The sequence below is a fragment of the Streptomyces sp. NPDC107550 genome, from assembly GCF_055639095.1.
In genome coordinates, this window is sequence record NZ_JBVKBC010000004.1 from 111,289 (window position 1) to 128,795 (window position 17,507).

The window sequence follows — 17,507 nt, forward strand, 5'->3', positions numbered from 1 at the left end:
TCCAGACCGGGCGGGTCCCGGACACCCCCGGTATGTTGCTCATCAGCCGATACGACCAGGAGTACGTACTTTGTCGAGCACCACGACCGACGCCGACCCCGGGGCCGGGCCCCCGCCGGCCGACGACGCCGCCTTCTTCGGGCAGCCTCGCGGCCTGCTGACGCTGTCCGGCCTGGAGGTCTGGGAACGGTTCTCGTTCCTCGGCATGCAGGCCATCCTCGTCCTGTACTTCGCCGACACCGTCGCCAACGACGGCATGGGCATGGACCCGGGCACGGCCGCGTCGGTCTCCGCGGCCTACGGCACGCTCGTCTACCTCGTGTCCGTCGCCGGCGGCTGGCTCGCGGACCGCATCCTCGGCTCGTACCGGGCGGTGCTGTGGGGTGGCATCCTCATCGCCTGCGGACACTACTCGATGGCGGTGCCGACCTCGACCATGACCTGGGTGGGGCTCGGCCTGATCAGCGCCGGCACGGGCCTGCTCAAGCCGAACGTGGCCTCCATGGTGGGCAAGCTGTACCGCACCGACGACCAGCGCCGCGACGCCGGCTTCGCCCTGTACTACATGGGGATCAACATCGGCGCGTTCGCCGGGCCGCTGATCACCGGCTGGCTCGGCGAGCACAAGGGCTGGCACTGGGGCTTCTCCGCCGCCGCCGTCGGCATGACGCTCGGCCTGATCCAGTACGTCACCGGGCGCCGCCACCTGGCCGGGCGCAGCGAGACCGCCGAGTACCGGCTGCCGCCGGCGGCGATGGGCCGTGCCGTGCGCACGATGATCGTCGGCGCGCTGGTGGTGGCCGCCCTCGCGGTGGTCCTGTCGCTGGCGGGCTGGCTGACGATGGGCCGCTTCGTGGACTGCCTGACGATCATCTCGGTGATCGCCCCGGTGGTGTACTTCGTCGTCATGTTCCGCAGCCCCCGGGTGAGCGCCGAGGAACGCGGGCGGCTGCGCCCCTACCTCGTGCTGTTCCTCGCGTCGGTCGCGTTCAACTTCATCCTGTTCCAGGCGTACTCGACGATGATGCTGCTGGCCGCGTCGAACGCCGAGACGACCATCCTCGGCTTCCACTTCCCCGCGAGCTGGTACGCGTCCGCCCTCGGCGCCTTCGAGGTGGGGCTCGCCCCGGTCGTGGCGGGCGTGTGGGCGCGGATGGGCCCGCGCCAGCCGCACGCGTCCAACAAGATCGCGTTCGGCGTGATCCTGGGCGGGCTGTCGTTCCTGCTGATGGTCCTGCCCACGTCCGGGCACAGCGGTGACTCGTACAAGATGGCCGCCTGGTGGATCGTCGGCTCGTACCTGCTGCTCGGGCTCGGCGACATCCTGCTGGAGACCTCCGGCATGTCGGCGACGACCAAGCTCGCCCCCAAGGCGTTCGCCAGCCAGACCATGTCCCTGTGGTTCCTGTCGCTGGCCCTCGCCAACGGCATCCAGGCGCAGACCGTGAAGCTGTACGGCGAGGTCTCCAACCCCGCGTACTTCGGCGTCAACGGCGCCATCGCCGTCGCGGTCGGCGTGATCGTGATCGCCCTGGCGCCCTGGCTGCGCCGCACCATGCACCCCGTTCACTGAGGTTCCTCCATGAGCACTGCGCGCACCCCCCACATCCGCTCCGATTTCCCGTACGGGACGACCCGCGAGGACATCCGCGTACCCCTCTCCGACGGGACGACGCTCTTCGCGCGCGTATGGCGGCCGGTCACCGACGAGCCGGTCCCCGTCCTGCTCGAATACCTGCCCTACCGGCTCTCCGACTGGACCGCGCCGCGCGACTGGCAGCGCCACCCCTGGTACGCGGGCCACGGCTACGCCTCCGTACGGGTGGACGTGCGCGGGCACGGCAACTCCGAGGGGCTGCCCGGCGACGAGTACGACGCGCAGGAGCTGGCCGACGGCGTCGAGGTCGTGAACTGGCTCGCCGCGCAGCCCTGGTCGTCCGGCAAGGTCGGCATGTTCGGCATCTCCTGGGGCGGGTTCAACTCCCTCCAGATCGCGGCCCTCGCGCCCGAGCCGCTCAAGGCGATCGTCACCGTCTGCTCCACGGACGACCGTTATGACAACGACGTGCACTACATGGGAGGTTCCGTCCTCGCGGTGGACATGCACGCGTGGGCGGCGACCATGCTCGCGTTCGTCTCGCGCCCGCCGGACCCGCGGTTCGTCGGCGAGGGCTGGCGGGAGATGTGGGAGCGACGCCTGGAAGCGGTCGATCCGTTCATCCACACCTGGCTCGCGCACCAGACCCGCGACGACTACTGGCGGCACGGCAGCGTCTGCGAGGACTACTCGGCGATCAAGGCGGGCGTCCTCGCGGTCGGCGGCTGGCACGACCCGTACCGCGACACCGTGCTCCGCCTCGCCGAACACCTGCCCGACGAACAGATGCGCGGCATCATCGGGCCTTGGTCGCACCAGTACCCCGACCGCTGTCTGCCGCCCGGACCGGCGATCGGCTTCCTCCAGGAGACGCTGCGCTGGTGGGACCACTGGCTCAAGGGCGAGGACACGGGCGTCATGGCCGAGCCGAAGCTCCGCTCGTGGGTCAGCGACTCGCACCCGCCGGCCACCGTCTACCCGGAGCTGCCCGGCCACTGGGTCGGCGACCCGTCCTGGCCGTCCCCGCACGTCGAGACCGTCTCGTACGCGCTCCAGGGCCGGCCCCTGCTCGTGCGCTCGCCGCAGCGGACCGGGCTGGACGCGGGGCGCTTCTTCCCGTTCGGCAACGACGCGGACCTGCCTCCGGACCAGCGGGACGAGGACGCCAACTCGGCGTGCTTCGAGTTCGAGGTGCCCGAGGAGGTGCGGGTGACGGGGCGGCCGAAGGTGACGGTGCGGATCACCTGCGCGGTGCCGCGCGGGCAGGTCGTGGCGCGGCTGTGCGACGTGGCGCCGGACGGTTCCTCGACGCTCGTCACGCGCGGTGTGCTCAATCTGTCCTCCCGGCACGGGCGGGCGGCGAACATCCCCTGGATGCCGGGCACCACCGAGACCGTCTCCTTCGAGCTGAACGGCATCGGGCACTCCTTCGCCGCCGGGCACCGCATCCGGCTCGCGGTGTCCTCGGCCTACTGGCCCTGGATCTGGCCGCAGCCGGGATCCGAACAGGGCTTCACGCTCGACCCGGCAGGCAGCACGCTCGACCTGCCGGTCCGGCGCGGGGACATGGGCGCCGAGATCGCCTTCGGCGAGCCCGAGCAGTCCGAGCCGCTCGGGGTCGTCTTCCCCGCGTCCCTGGACGAGCAGCGGCCCGAGCGGCTCGTCGTACGGGATGTCGCCAAGGGTGAATGGACCCTTGAGGTCGATCCCCGGTACGGGGGGACGCGGGTGTATCCGGACGGGCTGGAGTTCACGGAGGACGCGCGGGAGACGTACGTCATCCAGGAGGACGATCCGCTGTCCGCGCGGACGCGGTCCGACTGGGCGATCCGGTTGCACCGGCCGGAGATGGCGTGGGACGCGCGGGTCGAGACGCGGTCGGAGATCTCCTGTACGGAGCGGGAGTTCATCACGTCCAGTGAGGTCGTCTGCCGTGACGGGGAGGAGATCGTCTTCCACCGCACGTGGGAACACCGAGTCCCCCGCACAGCGGGCTGACGCCCGGCCTTAGCCATCATCTGACGGCCGGTGGCGGGCTGGTCGCGCAGTTCCCCGCGCCCCTGGGTCGTCGATCACCTTTCGGCCGGTGGGGCTTCTCGCGCAGTTCCCCGCGCCCCTGGAGGGGCGACTACGTCGCCACCTCCTCCCTGGGCCCCGATAGGGGCGCGGGGAACTGCGCGACCGGCCACCCACCCGGCGAAAGGTGAACGACGACCCGCCGCGCCCCGCGCAAAGAACACCCCGCGCCCGAAATCCCGCCCGCCGGAGGCTAGCCCGCCTTTTTGACGAACTCCGTCGTATAAGTCCCCCCAAGATCGACATCCGCGTTCTTGATGTTGGGGTTGAACGCCTTGAGCACCCGCTCCACAGTCTCCGGCCCACCCTCCGGCATGACCCCGTCCACCGTGAACATCGGCAACGTCGCCTTGATCGCCCGCGCGTACAACGCCTTGTCACCCTGCGAGTAGTCCACCGGCATCTTCGCCGCGATCTCGTCCGCACTGTGCGTGGACATCCACTTCAGCGTCTTGACGAACGCGTTGGCCAGCTTCTGCACCGTCGGCTTGTGCCCGTCGACCCAGTCCTTCTGCATGTAGAGGCTGGACGACGGGTACGGCCCGCCCAGCGCGGCCTGCGACCCTTCCGGCGTACGCATGTCGACGAGGACCTTGCCGAGCTTCTTGTCGAGGACGGTGGCGACGGTCGGGTCAGTCGTCATGCCCCCGTCGATGGACCCCTTCTGGAGCGCGGAGACGAACGTCGGCCCCGCCCCCACGGCCACCGGCGAGAAGGCGCTCGGGTCCACCCCGTTCTTGACGGCGAGGTACTTCGTGAGGAAGTCCGTGGACGAGCCGAGCCCGGTGATGCCGAGCTTCTTGCCCTTGAAGTCCTTCGGCGACTTAATGTCGTTCGCCTTCTTGTTCGATACGAGTTCGACCTCCCCCGGCGCCCGCGAGAACTGCACGACGGACTCCACGTGCTTGCCCTTGACCTGGAGGTCGAGCGTGTGGTCGTAGAAGCCGACGGCGCCCTGGACCTGCCCGGAGACGAGCGCCGTCTCCGCCTGGACGCCGGCCGGCTCGCTCAGGAGCTGGACGTTCAGGCCCTCGTCCTTGAAGTAGCCGAGGCGGTCGGTGAGCATCGCCGGCAGGTAGATGACCTTGTCCAGGCCACCGACCATGATCTTGACGCTCTCGCCCTTGCCGCCGCCCCCGCCGCCGGAGCCGTGGCTCGTGCTCGCGGCGTCATTGGCACAGGCGGTGAGCGAGGAGACGGCCAGCAGGCCGGTCGCCGCGAGAGCGGTGAACCGCGCGGTCTTGCGCATGGTGGGTCACGTCCTTGAGAAGAGTGAGGAAAGCGGGGAGAGAGGGACCGGTGAAGCGGTACGCAGGCTCGGCACAGGGGGACGTCAGTCGTCCGAGCCCGCCGGTTTCCAGCGGAAGATGCGGCGTTCGGCGAAGGTCAGCAGCCCTTCGGCGAGCAGCGCGACGACGGCGAGGATGACCATGGCCGCGTACACACCGGCCGCGTTGAACGTGCCCTGCGACTGCGCGACGAGCAGACCGACACCCTTCGTGGCACCGATGTACTCGCCGACGATGGCGCCGATGAGCGCGAAGCCGAAGCTGACGTGGAGGCTGGTGAAGATCCACGAGGTGGCGGACGGGATGACGACCTGAAGCGTCACCCGCCGGTCGCTCGCGCCGAGGATGCGGGCGTTGGCGACGAGGTTGCGGTCGACCTCGCGGGCGCCCTGGAAGGCGTTGAAGAACACGGGGAAGAACACGAGGACGACGGCCGAGGCCACCTTGGACGCGGGCCCGAGCCCGAACCAGATGACGAAGATCGGCGCGAGCACGATCCGCGGGATCGAGTTGAGGACCTTGATGTACGGGCCGAGGACGTCGGCGAGGAACGCGATCCGGCCGAGCGCGATCCCGAAGACGACACCGGCGACCACCCCGATGATCCAGCCGAGCAGGGCCTCGTACAGCGTGAACCAGACCTGTTCGCCGAGCGAGCCGAGGGCTGTGCCGTGCGTGGTCCACGTCCAGATCTGGTCCCAGATCTTCGACGGCATGGAGAAGTTGAACGGGTCGATGACCTCGGCGCGCGCGAGTACTTCCCACAGGCCGAGGACGGCGACGAGGAGCAGGACGCGGGCCGCGCCGATCACTGCCTTGCGCCGGCGGGCGGCGCGGGCGCGGGTGACGGCCCTGCCGGTCTTGGACAGGTCGGCGGCGGGCGCGGGCAGGGCGGTGGTGGTGGCCTCAGGCGGCATCGGCGGCACCCCTCTCACGGGTGATGCGGACCTCTTCGCCGAGCGACTCCCAGATCTCGCGGTAGATGTCGATGAACTCGGGCAGCAGCCGCACCGACTCGACCTTGCGGGGGCGCGGCAGGGCGATGTCGAAGACCTGCTTCACGGTCGCGGGGCCCGCCGTCATGACGACGACCTTGTCGGCCAGCGCGATGGACTCCTCCAGGTCGTGGGTGACGAAGACGACCGACGCGCCGGTGCCCTCCCACAGCTCCAGGAGTTCGTCGGACATGAGCGCCCTGGTCTGGACGTCGAGCGCGGAGAACGGCTCGTCCATGAGGAGGATCTCGGGGTCGTTGACGAAGGTGGCGGCGAGGGCGACGCGCTTGCGCTGGCCGCCGGAGAGCTGGTGCGGGTAGCGGTCCTCGAAGGACGCGAGCCCGACGCGGGCCAGCCACTCGCGGGCCTTCTCCTTCGCCTCGGCCTTCGGTACGCCACGGAAGCGGGGGCCCGCCATGACGTTGGACAGCACGGTCCGCCAGGGGAACGTGGCGTCCTGCTGGAAGACGAAACCGACCTTGTCGCCGACGCCGTCCACCGGCCGCCCGGCGACCAGGACCTCGCCCTCGGTGGGCTCCTCAAGGCCGCTGACCAGAGTGAGAGTCGTGGACTTGCCGCAGCCGGTCGGGCCGACGACGGCGACGAACTCGCCGCGCCCGACGGTCAGATCCAGCTCCCGGACCGCGGTGTGCAGTCCGCCCGACGGCGTCCTGAAGGTCTTGCTCGCGCCCCGCAGTTCGATGGCGGGGCCGGTGTCTGTGCTCATGGCGGGACCGTAGATGTGACCTGGGACACCGCAGCAGGCTTCTGGGCGCAAGGCAGGCTTCTGCTTGCAAGAGGGTGTTGTGCTCGTTTTGCTCGCGCTACAACTGCTGAGCCGAAACCGGGCTTGACAAGCTCGCCTGGCCTTGAGGAGAGAGGCCCGATGATTGACGTTCTGGTCGTGGACGACGACTTCCGCGTCGCTGAGATCAACGCGAGGTACGTGGGAAAGGTTCCCGGCTTCCGGGTGGCCGCCCGCGCGCACAACGCCGCGCAGGCGCTGGCCGCCGTCGAGCGCGAACGCGTCGACCTCGTCCTGCTCGATCACTACCTGCCCGACATGACGGGCATCGACCTCGCGCACCGCATGCGGGAGAACGGGCACAACACCGACGTCATCATGATCACGGCGGCCAGTGACGTGCAGACCGTGCAGGCGGCGATGCGCCAGGGCGCCCTGCACTACCTGGTGAAGCCGTTCACGTTCGCCGCGCTGCGCTCACGCCTGGAGTCGTACGCGGCGCTGCGCCGCACCGTCGAGCGGGTCAGCGGGCGCGGCGCGGCGGGCCAGGAGCAGGTGGACCGGATGTTCGGGGCGCTGCGGGCGCTGCCGACGCCGGCCTCCTCCCCCGGCCTGCCGAGCGGGCACTCGGAGCCGACCACGGATCTGATCTGCGGCGTCCTGCACCACGCCGACCATCCGCTCTCCGCCCACGAGGTGGCCGCCGAGACGGGTCTGAGCCGCTCGACGGCCCAGCGCTATCTGCGTCACATGGAACAGGCGGGGCGGCTGCGTCTGTCCCTCAAGTACGGCGACACCGGCCGCCCCGAACACCGCTACGCCTGGGTCTCGCCCTGAGCCGGGGCTCGCCCTGAGCCGGGGCTCGCCCTGAGCCGTCCGGGGTCGCTGCCCCGGGCCGGCCGGGTCTACTGCCCCGGGCCGGCCGGGTCCGCCGGCCCGGGCCGGTTCAGGCGAGCCGGAAGAGGCGTTCGAGGACGAGGGCGACGCCGTCCTCCTCGTTGGAGGCGGTCACCTCGTCGGCCACGGCGAGCAGTTCGGGGTGCGCGTTGCCCATCGCCACCCCGCGCCCGGCCCAGCCGAACATCGGCACGTCGTTCGGCATGTCCCCGAACGCGATCGTCCCCTCCGGCCCGGCGCCGAGCCGCCCCGCCGCCAGTTCGAGCCCGGTCGCCTTCGTGACCCCGAGCGGCTGCAACTCGACCGTCCCGGGGCCCGACATCGTCACCGTCGCCAGCGGCCCGACCACGCCCCGGGCGACCTCGGCCAACTCGTCGTCCCCGAGGTCGGAATGGCGCAACAGCACCTTGCTGATCGGCGCCGCCCACAGCTCGGCCCGCTCCCGCACCGGAACGGCCGGCAGGGTGGGGTGCGGCATCAGATACCCCGGCTCGATCAGCGTGAGGCCGTCCACCCCGTCCTGGTCGACGGCCGCGTGCACCTGCCCGACCTCCGCCTCGATCTTGCCGAGCGCCACCTCCGCCAGCTCCCGGTCCAGGGTGAGCGACCACAGCAGGCGGTCGGCCGTGGCGTCGTAGAGCTGCGCACCCTGCGCGCACACGGCGAGCCCGCCGCCGAGCGCGTCTAGGAGCGCCTTCACGCGGGGAGCGGGGCGCCCTGTCACGACGAGGTGCCGGGCGCCCGCCCCGGCGGCACCCGCCAGGGCGGCGCGGGTGCGGTCCGAGACGGTGTCGTCGCCGCGCAGCAGCGTTCCGTCCAGGTCAGTGGCGATGAGGGCATATGCGGGAGCGGCCATGATCCGAAGAATACGGACCGGCCGCCCCGCCGGACCGACGACTACCGGCCGCTCTCCCTCCTTCGCGTGATCAACCGGCCGGTAGCGAGCGGTAGTTGTACGAACCCGCCACCGCGCGCGCCACCCACGCGCGCGCCCCCGCCGCCCGCGGCCCCCGCGCCTCAGGGAGCGCCGCCGCGCTCCCCCGGCAGGCCGTCCGACCCGCGCGTACCGGCCGGAGAGTGGCCGGAGCCCCTGCCGCGACGGCCCGCCTCCGACGTAACGTGAGGCCCACCCGAATGGAAAGTGAGGCCCGCAGGCATGGCATCCGCAGCCGCGTCCGAGCACACCCCGCTCGCCCAGCCCGACCCGTTCGACCTCCCCGAAGGCCACCCCTTCGGCGCGCACAACCTTCCCTACGGTGTCTTCTCCCCCGGCGCGGACGGCGAGCGCCGCGTCGGTGTGCGGATCGGCGACCACGTCCTGGACGCGGGCGCCGCCGCCCACGCCCTCGGCTCCCCGTACGCCTCGCTGCTCGCGCACGCCGACCTCGGGCCGCTGCTCGCGGCGGGCCGCACCGCCTGGTCCGACGTGCGGCGCGCGGTCACCGGCTGGCTCACGGTCCCCGCCCACCGGGAGACCGTCCGCCCGCATCTGCACCCGCTCTCTGCGGTCACCCTGCACCTGCCGTTCGCCGTCGCGGACTACGTGGACTTCTACGCCTCGGAGAACCACGCCTCCAACCTCGGCCGTCTCTTCCGCCCGGACGAGGAGCCGCTGAAGCCCAACTGGAAGCACCTGCCCGTGGGTTACCACGGCCGCGCGGGCACGGTCGTCGTCTCCGGCACGGACATCGTGCGCCCCTCGGGCCAGCGCAAGGGCCCCGCGGACCCGGCGCCCGTCTTCGGCCCCTCCACCCGCCTCGACATCGAGACCGAGGTCGGTTACGTGGTCGGCGTGCCGTCCGCGCAGGGCACGGCGGTGCCGCTGTCGGCGTACCGCGAGCACGTCTTCGGGATCTGCCTGCTCAACGACTGGTCGGCGCGCGACATCCAGAACTGGGAGACCGTGCCGCTCGGCCCGCACCTCGGCAAGTCCTTCGCCACCTCCGTCTCCGCGTGGATCACGCCGCTGGAGGCGCTGGACGCGGCCCGTGTCCCCGCCCCGGCGCGCACGCACCCGCTGCTGCCGTACCTGGACGACTCCGACCCGGACCTCGACCCGGCCGGCTACGACCTGCGCATCACCGTCTCCCTCAACGGTCACGTCATCTCCGAGCCCCCCTTCTCCGGCATGTACTGGACGGGCGCCCAGATGCTGGCCCATATGACGGTCAACGGCGCGTCCCTGCGCACCGGCGATCTCTTCGGCTCCGGCACGATCAGCGGCACCGAGGAGAACGAGCGGGGCTCGCTCATCGAGATCACCTGGAACGGGCAGCGCCCCCTCGAACTCCCCGACGGCAAGCGGGGTTTCCTGGAGGACGGCGACACCGTGACCATGACGGCCTGGGCGCCGGGCCCGGAGGGCACCCGCGTCGCCCTCGGCGAGGTCACGGGCCGCATCACACCCGCGCCGAACGGCTGACGCCTTCCCAGGGGGGCGGGGCTGAGGCTCCGGGCGGCCCGTCCGCGCCGGTCCCTACGCCCCCGCCCCGCGCCCCGGGCGCCGGACGCTCACCAGTCGACGTCCTCCGGCTCGTAGCCGAACTCCGGCTCGGGTTCGGGCCCGAAGTCCGGCTCCGGCTCCCGGGCCGGGGGCACCGCCTCGCCCGCCTGCCGAGCGGGCGGGGCCGACGCGGGCGCGCCGCCGTCGAACTGGGCCAGCACCTCCAGCACGCCCTCCCCGTACGTCGCCAGCTTCTTCTCGCCGACGCCGCCGATCGTGCCCAGCTCCGCGACGGACGCCGGCCGGCTCTGCGCGATCTCTCTCAGCGTGGCGTCGTGGAAGATCACGTACGCCGGCACCCCGTTCTCCTTGGCCTGTGCCGCGCGCCAGGACCGCAGCGCCTCGAACACCGGCATCAGCTCCTGCGGCAGGTCCGCCGCCACCGTCTTCGCCTTGCGCTCCCGGGAGCCGGATCCGCGTGCCGTGACCGGCTTCGGCGCCTCCTTGCGCAGCCGCACCTCGCGCTCGCGCCCGAGCACGCTGCCGCTCTCCTCGGTGAGCACCAGCGTCCCGTACTCGCCCTCGACCGCGAGCAGCCCCTGCGCCAGCAACTGCCGTACCACGCCCCGCCATTCGGCCTCGCTCAGCTCCTCGCCGATGCCGAAGACGGAGAGCTGGTCGTGGTCGAACTGGATGACCTTCGCCGTGCGCTTGCCGAGCAGGATGTCGATGATCTGGCCCGCGCCGAACTTCTGCCGCCGCTCCCGGTCCAGCCGGACGACCGTGGACAGGATCTTCTGCGCGGCGACCGTCCCGTCCCAGGTCTCCGGCGGGGTCAGACAGGTGTCGCAGTTGCCGCAGGACGCGGGCGCCTCCTGCCCGAAGTAGGTGAGGAGCTGGGCCCGGCGGCACTGGGCCGTCTCGCACAGCGCCAGCATCGCGTCCAGATGGGAGGCGGCCCGCCGGCGGAACGCCTCGTCGCCCTCCCCCATGTTGATCAGCTTGCGCTGCTGGACGACGTCCTGGAGCCCGTACGCCATCCAGGCCGTGGACGCGAGCCCGTCGCGCCCGGCGCGGCCCGTCTCCTGGTAGTAGCCCTCGACGGACTTCGGCAGGTCGAGGTGGGCGACGAAGCGGACGTCCGGCTTGTCGATGCCCATGCCGAACGCGATGGTCGCGCAGACGACGAGCCCTTCCTCCCGCAGGAACCGCGCCTGGTTCGCCGCGCGGGTGCCCGCGTCGAGGCCCGCGTGGTACGGCACGGCCTCGATGCCGTTCTTCGAGAGGTACTCGGCGGTGGCTTCCACCGACTTGCGCGACAGGCAGTACACGATGCCCGCGTCACCCTCGTGCTCCTGCCGCAGAAACGTCAGGAGCTGCTTCTTCGGGTCGGCCTTGGGGACGATCCGGTACTGGATGTTGGGCCGGTCGAAGCTCGCCACGAAGTGCCGGGCGTCCGGCATGCCGAGCCGCTGGGTGAGCTCCTGGTGCGTCGCGTGGGTCGCCGTCGCGGTGAGCGCGATACGCGGCACGTCGGGCCAGCGCTCGCCGAGCACCGACAGGGTCAGGTAGTCGGGCCGGAAGTCGTGGCCCCACTGCGCGACACAGTGGGCCTCGTCGATGGCGAAGACGGAGACCTTGCCGCGCGAGAGCAGGTCGAGCGTGGCGTCCAGACGCAGCCGCTCCGGCGCCAGATACAGCAGGTCCAGCTCGCCCGCGAGGAACTCGGCCTCGACCGTGCGGCGCTCGTCGAAGTCCTGCGTCGAGTTCACGAAGCCGGCGCGCACACCGAGCGCCCGCAGCGCGTCCACCTGGTCCTGCATGAGCGCGATCAGCGGCGACACGACGATGCCCGTACCGGGCCGGACCAGGGCCGGGATCTGGTAGCACAGGGACTTGCCGCCGCCGGTGGGCATGAGGACGACGGCGTCGCCGCCCGCCACCACATGCTCGATGATCGCTTCCTGCTCGCCCCGGAAGGCGTCGTACCCGAAGACGCGATGGAGCGTGGCAAGTGCCTCGCTCTCGGTCACCTCGCTCATACCCCAGTCCCGTCCTGCCGCTTCCGTCTGCTCCTGCAACCATAGGGGGCCGCACCGACAGCCCCGAAGTTATCCACAGCCCCACCTGTGGATAACCGCCCCCGCCTTCCCCGTACGCCCGGGAGCCCCCACCCCGTACACGCGCGAGCCCCGACCCGTACGCGTGAGAGCCCGGCCCCACGAGCGGGGCCGGGCTCCCTGGCGGCTGCGCGCCGCCGCCCTACCGGACGAAGACGCCCGCCTGGCTCGCCAGGTCCAGGAAGTACTGCGGCGCGACACCGAGCACGACGGTGACCGCGACGCCGACCGCGATGGTCGTCATCGTCAGCGGCGAGGGCACGGCGACGGTCGGCCCGTCCGCCTTCGGCTCGCTGAAGAACATGAGGACGATCACCCGGATGTAGAAGAACGCGGCGATGGCCGACGAGATCACACCGACCACGACGAGCGCGCCCGCCCCGCCGTCCGCCGCCGCCTTGAACACGGCGAACTTCCCCGCGAACCCGGAGGTCAGCGGGATGCCGGCGAACGCCAGCAGGAACACCGCGAAGACCGCCGCGACCAGCGGCGACCTCCGGCCGAGCCCCGCCCACTTCGACAGGTGCGTCGCCTCGCCGCCCGCGTCGCGCACCAGCGTCACCACGGCGAACGCGCCGATCGTGACGAAGGAGTACGCCCCCAGGTAGAAGAGGACGGACGAGACGCCGTCGGGCGTGGTGGCGATGACACCGGCGAGGATGAAGCCGGCGTGCGCGACCGAGGAGTACGCCAGCAGCCGCTTGATGTCGGTCTGCGTGATGGCGACGATCGCACCGCCGAGCATGGTGACGATGGCGACGGCCCACATGACCGGCCGCCAGTCCCAGCGCATCCCCGGCAGCACCACGTACAGCAGGCGCAGCAGCGCGCCGAAGGCCGCGACCTTGGTGGCCGCCGCCATGAAACCGGTGACCGGCGTCGGTGCGCCCTGGTAGACGTCCGGCGTCCACATGTGGAAGGGGACGGCGCCGACCTTGAACAGCAGGCCCATCACGACGAGCGCCATGCCGATGAGCAGCAGCGCGTCGTTGCCCATGGTGTCGGCGAGCGCCGGGTCGATGTTCTGCGCGGAGCCGTCGACCACGCTCGCCAGGGCCGCGTAGGAGACCGAGCCCGCGTAGCCGTACAGCAGCGCGATGCCGAACAGGGTGAACGCCGAGGCGAACGCGCCGAGCAGGAAGTACTTGACGGCCGCCTCCTGCGACATGAGCCGCTTGCGGCGGGCCACGGCGCACAGCAGGTACAGCGGCAGGGAGAAGACCTCCAGGGCGATGAACAGCGTCAGCAGGTCGTTCGCCGCGGGGAAGACCAGCATGCCGGCGATGGCGAACAGGGCCAGCGGGAACACCTCGGTGGTGGTGAACCCGGCCTTCACCGCCGCCTGTTCGCTCTCGCTGCCCGGCACCGACGCGGCCTGCGCGGCGAAGGAGTCGACGCGGTTGCCGTGGGCCTCGGGGTCGAGGCGCCGCTCGGCGAACGTGAAGATCGACACGAGGCCGGCCAGCAGGATCGTCCCCTGCAAGAACAGCGCGGGCCCGTCGACGGCGACGGCGCCCATGGCCGCGATGTGCGCCTTCGTCGTCCCGTAGCCGTCGGCGGCGAGCCCGACGACGGCCGCGAAGGCCGCCGCGAGCCCGACGATCGCCAGGAACGCCTGCGCGTAGTAGCGCGCTCTGCGCGGCACGAACGCCTCGACCACGATCCCCAGGACGGCGGCTCCGAGAACGATCAGTACGGGCGACAATTGCGCGTACTCGATCTTCGGTGCGTCGATCTTGGAGAGCGGATCGGCCGCCGTTGTCCACAGGGTGTGGACGGCTGGAGCACTCACCAGTGCACTCATTTGTGAGCCGCCTCCACTTCCGGCTTCGGGTCCTTCTTCTGGACGTCGGACATGGTGTGCCGCACCGCCGGGTTCACCAGCTCGGTCAGCGGCTTCGGATACACACCGAGGAAGATCAGTACGGCGATGAGCGGGACGACGACCGCCAGCTCACGCGCCTTCAGGTCGGCGATGCCCTCCGTCGACGGCTTCACCGGGCCCGTCATGGTGCGCTGGTAGAGCACCAGGGTGTAGAGCGCGGCGAGCACGATGCCGAAGGTGGCGATGATGCCGACGACCGGGTAGCGCGTGAACGTGCCGACCAGCACCAGGAACTCGCTGACGAACGGCGCGAGCCCCGGCAGCGACAGCGTGGCGAGACCGCCGATGAGGAACGTGCCGGCGAGCACCGGGGCGACCTTCTGCACGCCCCCGTAGTCCGCGATGAGCCGGGAGCCGCGCCGCGAGATCAGGAAGCCGGCGACCAGCATCAGCGCCGCCGTCGAGATCCCGTGGTTGACCATGTAGAGCGTGGCGCCGGACTGGCCCTGGCTCGTCATGGCGAAGATGCCGAGGATGATGAAGCCGAAGTGCGAGATCGACGCGTACGCCACCAGCCGCTTGATGTCGCGCTGGCCGACGGCGAGCAGCGCGCCGTAGACGATGCTGACGAGCGCCAGCACCAGGATCACGGGCGTCGCCCACTTGCTGGCCTCCGGGAACAGCTGGAGGCAGAAGCGGAGCATGGCGAACGTGCCGACCTTGTCGACCACCGCCGTGATCAGCACCGCGACCGGGGCCGTGGCCTCGCCCATCGCGTTCGGCAGCCAGGTGTGCAGCGGCCACAGCGGGGCCTTCACCGCGAAGGCGAAGAAGAACCCGAGGAACAGCAGCCGCTCGGTGCTGGTCGCCATGTGCAGGGAGCCGTCGGCGCGGGCCGAGGCGATCTCCTGGAGCGAGAAGTTCCCCGCGACCACGTACAGGCCGATGACGGCGGCCAGCATGATGAGCCCGCCGACCAGGTTGTAGAGCAGGAACTTGACCGCCGCGTACGAGCGCTGCGTCGCCGCCTCCTGCTCGCCGTGCGGGCCCGCGCGGTCCCCGAAGCCGCCGATGAGGAAGTACATCGGGATGAGCATGGCTTCGAAGAAGATGTAGAAGAGGAAGACGTCGGTGGCCTCGAACGAGATGATCACCATCGCCTCGACGAGCAGGATCAGGGCGAAGAAGCCCTGCGTGGGCCGCCACCGGCGGCTGCCGGTCTCCAGCGGGTCCGCGTCGTTCCACCCGGCCACGATCACGAACGGGATCAGCAGCGCGGTCAGCGCGATCAGCGCGACCCCGATGCCGTCCACGCCCAGTTCGTAGCGGACGCCGAAGTCCTTGATCCAGGAGTGTGACTCGGTCAGTTGGTAGCGGGCGCCGCCCGGGTCGAAGCGGACCGCGACCACCGCCGCGACCACCAGCGTCGCCAGCGAGAACAGCAGGGCCAGCCACTTGGCGGCGGTGCGCTGCTTCGCGGGGACGGCGGCCGTGGCGACCGCGCCCACGGCGGGCAGGACCGCCGTCGCTGTCAGCAGAGGAAAGGACATCGGTATCAGACCGCCCTCATCAGCAGGGTCGCCGCGACGATGATCGCCGCACCGCCGAACATCGAGACGGCGTACGAGCGCGCGTAGCCGTTCTGGAGTTTGCGCAGCCGGCCCGACAGGCCGCCGACCGAGGCCGCCGTCCCGTTCACCACGCCGTCGACCAGGGTGTGGTCCACGTAGACCAGGGAGCGCGTCAGGTGCTCGCCGCCGCGCACGAGGACGACGTGGTTGAAGTCGTCCTGGAGCAGGTCACGGCGGGCCGCGCGGGTGAGCAGCGAGCCGCGCGGGGCGAGAACGGGCACCGGCCGGCGTCCGTACATGGCCCAGGCCAGGCCCACGCCGATCACCAGGCAGACCATGGTGGCGCCGGTGACCACGCCCGCGCTGACCGGCGCGTGCCCGTGGTCGTGGCCGGTGACGGGCTCCAGCCACTTCAGGAAGCGGTCCCCGATCGAGAAGAACCCGCCGGCGAAGACCGAACCGACCGCGAGCACGATCATCGGGATCGTCATCGACGCCGGCGACTCGTGCGGATGCGGCTCGGCGTGCGCGCCGTGCGTCTCGGCGGCCGGCTCCGCGCTGGGCTCGGCCGGGGAGGCGGTCGCGCGGTTCTTCCAGCGCTCCTCACCGAAGAACGTCATGATCATCACGCGGGTCATGTAGAACGCGGTGATGGCCGCGCCCAGCAGGGCGACCGCGCCGAGGATCCAGCCCTCGGTGCCGCCCTTGGCGAACGCCGCCTCGATGATCTTGTCCTTGGAGAAGAAGCCGGACAGGCCAGGGAAGCCGATGATGGCGAGGTAGCCGAGGCCGAACGTCACGAAGGTGACCGGCATGTACTTCCGCAGGCCACCGAACTTGCGCATGTCGACCTCGTCGTTCATGCCGTGCATGACCGACCCCGCGCCGAGGAACAGCCCGGCCTTGAAGAAGCCGTGCGTCACGAGGTGCATGATGGCGAACACGTACCCGATGGGGCCGAGGCCCGCGGCGAGCACCATGTAGCCGATCTGCGACATCGTCGAACCGGCCAGCGCCTTCTTGATGTCGTCCTTCGCGCAACCGACGATCGCACCGAACAGCAGCGTGACCGCGCCGACGATGGTGACGACGAGCTGCGCGTCGGGCGCGCCGTTGAAGATGGCGCCGGAGCGGACGATCAGGTAGACGCCGGCGGTGACCATCGTCGCGGCGTGGATGAGGGCCGAGACCGGGGTCGGGCCCTCCATCGCGTCCCCGAGCCAGGACTGGAGCGGCACCTGCGCGGACTTGCCGCACGCGGCGAGCAGCAGCATCAGGCCGATCGCCGTGAGCTTGCCCTCGCTGGTGTCGCCGACGCTGTCGAGCACCGGCTTGAAGGCGAAGGTGCCGAAGGTCGTGAACATCAGCATGATGCCGATGGACAGCCCCATGTCACCGACGCGGTTGACGAGGAACGCCTTCTTCGCCGCGGTCGCCGCGCTCGGCTTGTGCTGCCAGAAGCCGATGAGCAGGTACGAGGCGAGGCCCACGCCCTCCCAGCCGACGTACAGCAGCAGGTAGTTGTCCGCGAGGACGAGCAGGAGCATCGCCGCGAGGAACAGGTTCAGGTAGCCGAAGAAGCGGCGGCGCCGCTCGTCGTGCTCCATGTAGCCGATCGAGTAGATGTGGATCAGGGTGCCCACACCGGAGATCAGCAGCACGAACGTCATCGACAACTGGTCGAGACGGAAGGCGACGTCGGCCTGGAAGCCCTCGACGGGGATCCAGCTGAACAGGTGCCGGCCGAGCGTGCGGTCCTCGGGGGACCTGCCGAGCAGGACCGAGAACAGCGCGACGGCGAGCGCGAAGGAGACGGTGGCGAACAGCGTGCCGAGCAGATGCCCGATCCGGTCCAGCGCCCGCCCGCCGCACAGCAGTACGGCCGCTCCGAGCAGGGGCGCCGCTACCAGCAGCGCGATGAGATTCTCTGCATGCATGGTGGTCGGCCC

12 protein-coding genes are annotated in these 17,507 nt (G+C 70.9%); 4 read left to right on the forward strand and 8 right to left on the reverse strand.

Features of this window, described 5'->3' with window-relative positions; translation table 11 throughout:
• The first annotated feature begins 70 nt into the window (after positions 1 to 70).
• Together ACZ7LY_RS07685 and ACZ7LY_RS07690 are read left to right on the forward strand one after the other, a co-directional pair.
• A complete protein-coding gene (locus ACZ7LY_RS07685; RefSeq protein ID WP_471623604.1) occupies positions 71 to 1,573 on the forward strand; it encodes a peptide MFS transporter in 1,503 nt (500 codons plus the stop codon).
• A gap of 9 nt (positions 1,574 to 1,582) precedes the next feature.
• The gene (locus ACZ7LY_RS07690; protein ID WP_471623605.1) at positions 1,583 to 3,595 is read left to right on the forward strand and encodes a CocE/NonD family hydrolase; all 2,013 of its coding nucleotides are present in this window, start codon (positions 1,583 to 1,585) and stop codon (positions 3,593 to 3,595) included.
• Positions 3,596 to 3,866: 271 nt separating this feature from the next.
• Here the strand turns inward: ACZ7LY_RS07690 and ACZ7LY_RS07695 are convergent, their stop codons facing one another.
• The 3 genes from ACZ7LY_RS07695 to ACZ7LY_RS07705 all read right to left on the reverse strand — a co-directional run bounded on the left by ACZ7LY_RS07695 (position 3,867) and on the right by ACZ7LY_RS07705 (position 6,684).
• Positions 3,867 to 4,922, reverse strand: coding sequence for an ABC transporter substrate-binding protein (locus tag ACZ7LY_RS07695; protein ID WP_471623606.1), 1,056 nt, complete (start codon positions 4,920 to 4,922; stop codon positions 3,867 to 3,869).
• Between the two features lie 84 nt (positions 4,923 to 5,006).
• Positions 5,007 to 5,879, reverse strand: a complete 873-nt coding sequence (locus ACZ7LY_RS07700) for an ABC transporter permease (protein WP_471623607.1) — start codon at positions 5,877 to 5,879, stop codon at positions 5,007 to 5,009.
• Positions 5,869 to 6,684 (reverse strand): ABC transporter ATP-binding protein, encoded by an 816-nt coding sequence (locus ACZ7LY_RS07705; RefSeq protein WP_471623608.1) that lies wholly within the window; start codon positions 6,682 to 6,684, stop codon positions 5,869 to 5,871. Before ACZ7LY_RS07705 ends, ACZ7LY_RS07700 begins: the two co-directional genes overlap by 11 nt.
• Before the next feature lie 159 nt (positions 6,685 to 6,843).
• On the opposite strand from ACZ7LY_RS07705, the gene ACZ7LY_RS07710 reads away from it, so the two are divergent.
• Positions 6,844 to 7,539: a response regulator gene (locus ACZ7LY_RS07710; RefSeq protein ID WP_471623609.1), complete on the forward strand. Its 696-nt coding sequence runs from the start codon at positions 6,844 to 6,846 to the stop codon at positions 7,537 to 7,539.
• 109 nt (positions 7,540 to 7,648) lie between these two features.
• Here the strand turns inward: ACZ7LY_RS07710 and ACZ7LY_RS07715 are convergent, their stop codons facing one another.
• The gene (locus ACZ7LY_RS07715; RefSeq protein ID WP_471623610.1) at positions 7,649 to 8,455 is read right to left on the reverse strand and encodes an HAD family hydrolase; all 807 of its coding nucleotides are present in this window, start codon (positions 8,453 to 8,455) and stop codon (positions 7,649 to 7,651) included.
• Between the two features lie 300 nt (positions 8,456 to 8,755).
• Between ACZ7LY_RS07715 and fahA the strand changes: the two genes are divergently transcribed.
• On the forward strand, positions 8,756 to 10,021 hold the full coding sequence (gene fahA / locus ACZ7LY_RS07720) for a fumarylacetoacetase (RefSeq protein WP_471623611.1): 1,266 nt from the start codon (positions 8,756 to 8,758) through the stop codon (positions 10,019 to 10,021).
• Between the two features lie 89 nt (positions 10,022 to 10,110).
• Here fahA and recQ read toward each other — a convergent pair whose 3' ends face one another.
• From recQ to nuoL, 4 genes are all read right to left on the reverse strand, one after another.
• Entirely contained in the window at positions 10,111 to 12,084 is a 1,974-nt protein-coding gene (gene recQ / locus ACZ7LY_RS07725; protein ID WP_471623612.1) for a DNA helicase RecQ, read from the reverse strand.
• A 220-nt stretch (positions 12,085 to 12,304) separates the two neighbouring features.
• Positions 12,305 to 13,954 carry an NADH-quinone oxidoreductase subunit NuoN gene (nuoN, locus tag ACZ7LY_RS07730; protein WP_471623847.1) on the reverse strand — a complete coding sequence of 550 codons (1,650 nt, stop codon included), beginning with the start codon at positions 13,952 to 13,954 and terminating at the stop codon, positions 12,305 to 12,307.
• Between the two features lie 8 nt (positions 13,955 to 13,962).
• Entirely contained in the window at positions 13,963 to 15,537 is a 1,575-nt protein-coding gene (locus ACZ7LY_RS07735; RefSeq protein ID WP_471623613.1) for an NADH-quinone oxidoreductase subunit M, read from the reverse strand.
• A gap of 5 nt (positions 15,538 to 15,542) precedes the next feature.
• On the reverse strand, positions 15,543 to 17,495 hold the full coding sequence (nuoL, locus tag ACZ7LY_RS07740) for an NADH-quinone oxidoreductase subunit L (protein WP_471623614.1): 1,953 nt from the start codon (positions 17,493 to 17,495) through the stop codon (positions 15,543 to 15,545).
• Between the last annotated feature and the right edge of the window lie 12 nt (positions 17,496 to 17,507).

Excerpts from the sequence above, each read along its gene's own strand:
- ACZ7LY_RS07690 (WP_471623605.1), top strand. The coding sequence starts at position 1,583 with ATGAGCACTGCGCGCACCCCCCACATCCGCTCCGATTTCCCGTACGGG.
- ACZ7LY_RS07695 (WP_471623606.1), bottom strand. The coding sequence starts at position 4,922 with ATGCGCAAGACCGCGCGGTTCACCGCTCTCGCGGCGACCGGCCTGCTG.
- ACZ7LY_RS07700 (WP_471623607.1), bottom strand. The coding sequence starts at position 5,879 with ATGCCGCCTGAGGCCACCACCACCGCCCTGCCCGCGCCCGCCGCCGAC.
- ACZ7LY_RS07705 (WP_471623608.1), bottom strand. The coding sequence starts at position 6,684 with ATGAGCACAGACACCGGCCCCGCCATCGAACTGCGGGGCGCGAGCAAG.
- ACZ7LY_RS07710 (WP_471623609.1), top strand. The coding sequence starts at position 6,844 with ATGATTGACGTTCTGGTCGTGGACGACGACTTCCGCGTCGCTGAGATC.
- ACZ7LY_RS07715 (WP_471623610.1), bottom strand. The coding sequence starts at position 8,455 with ATGGCCGCTCCCGCATATGCCCTCATCGCCACTGACCTGGACGGAACG.
- fahA (WP_471623611.1), top strand. The coding sequence starts at position 8,756 with ATGGCATCCGCAGCCGCGTCCGAGCACACCCCGCTCGCCCAGCCCGAC.
- recQ (WP_471623612.1), bottom strand. The coding sequence starts at position 12,084 with ATGAGCGAGGTGACCGAGAGCGAGGCACTTGCCACGCTCCATCGCGTC.
- ACZ7LY_RS07735 (WP_471623613.1), bottom strand. The coding sequence starts at position 15,537 with ATGTCCTTTCCTCTGCTGACAGCGACGGCGGTCCTGCCCGCCGTGGGC.
- nuoL (WP_471623614.1), bottom strand. The coding sequence starts at position 17,495 with ATGCATGCAGAGAATCTCATCGCGCTGCTGGTAGCGGCGCCCCTGCTC.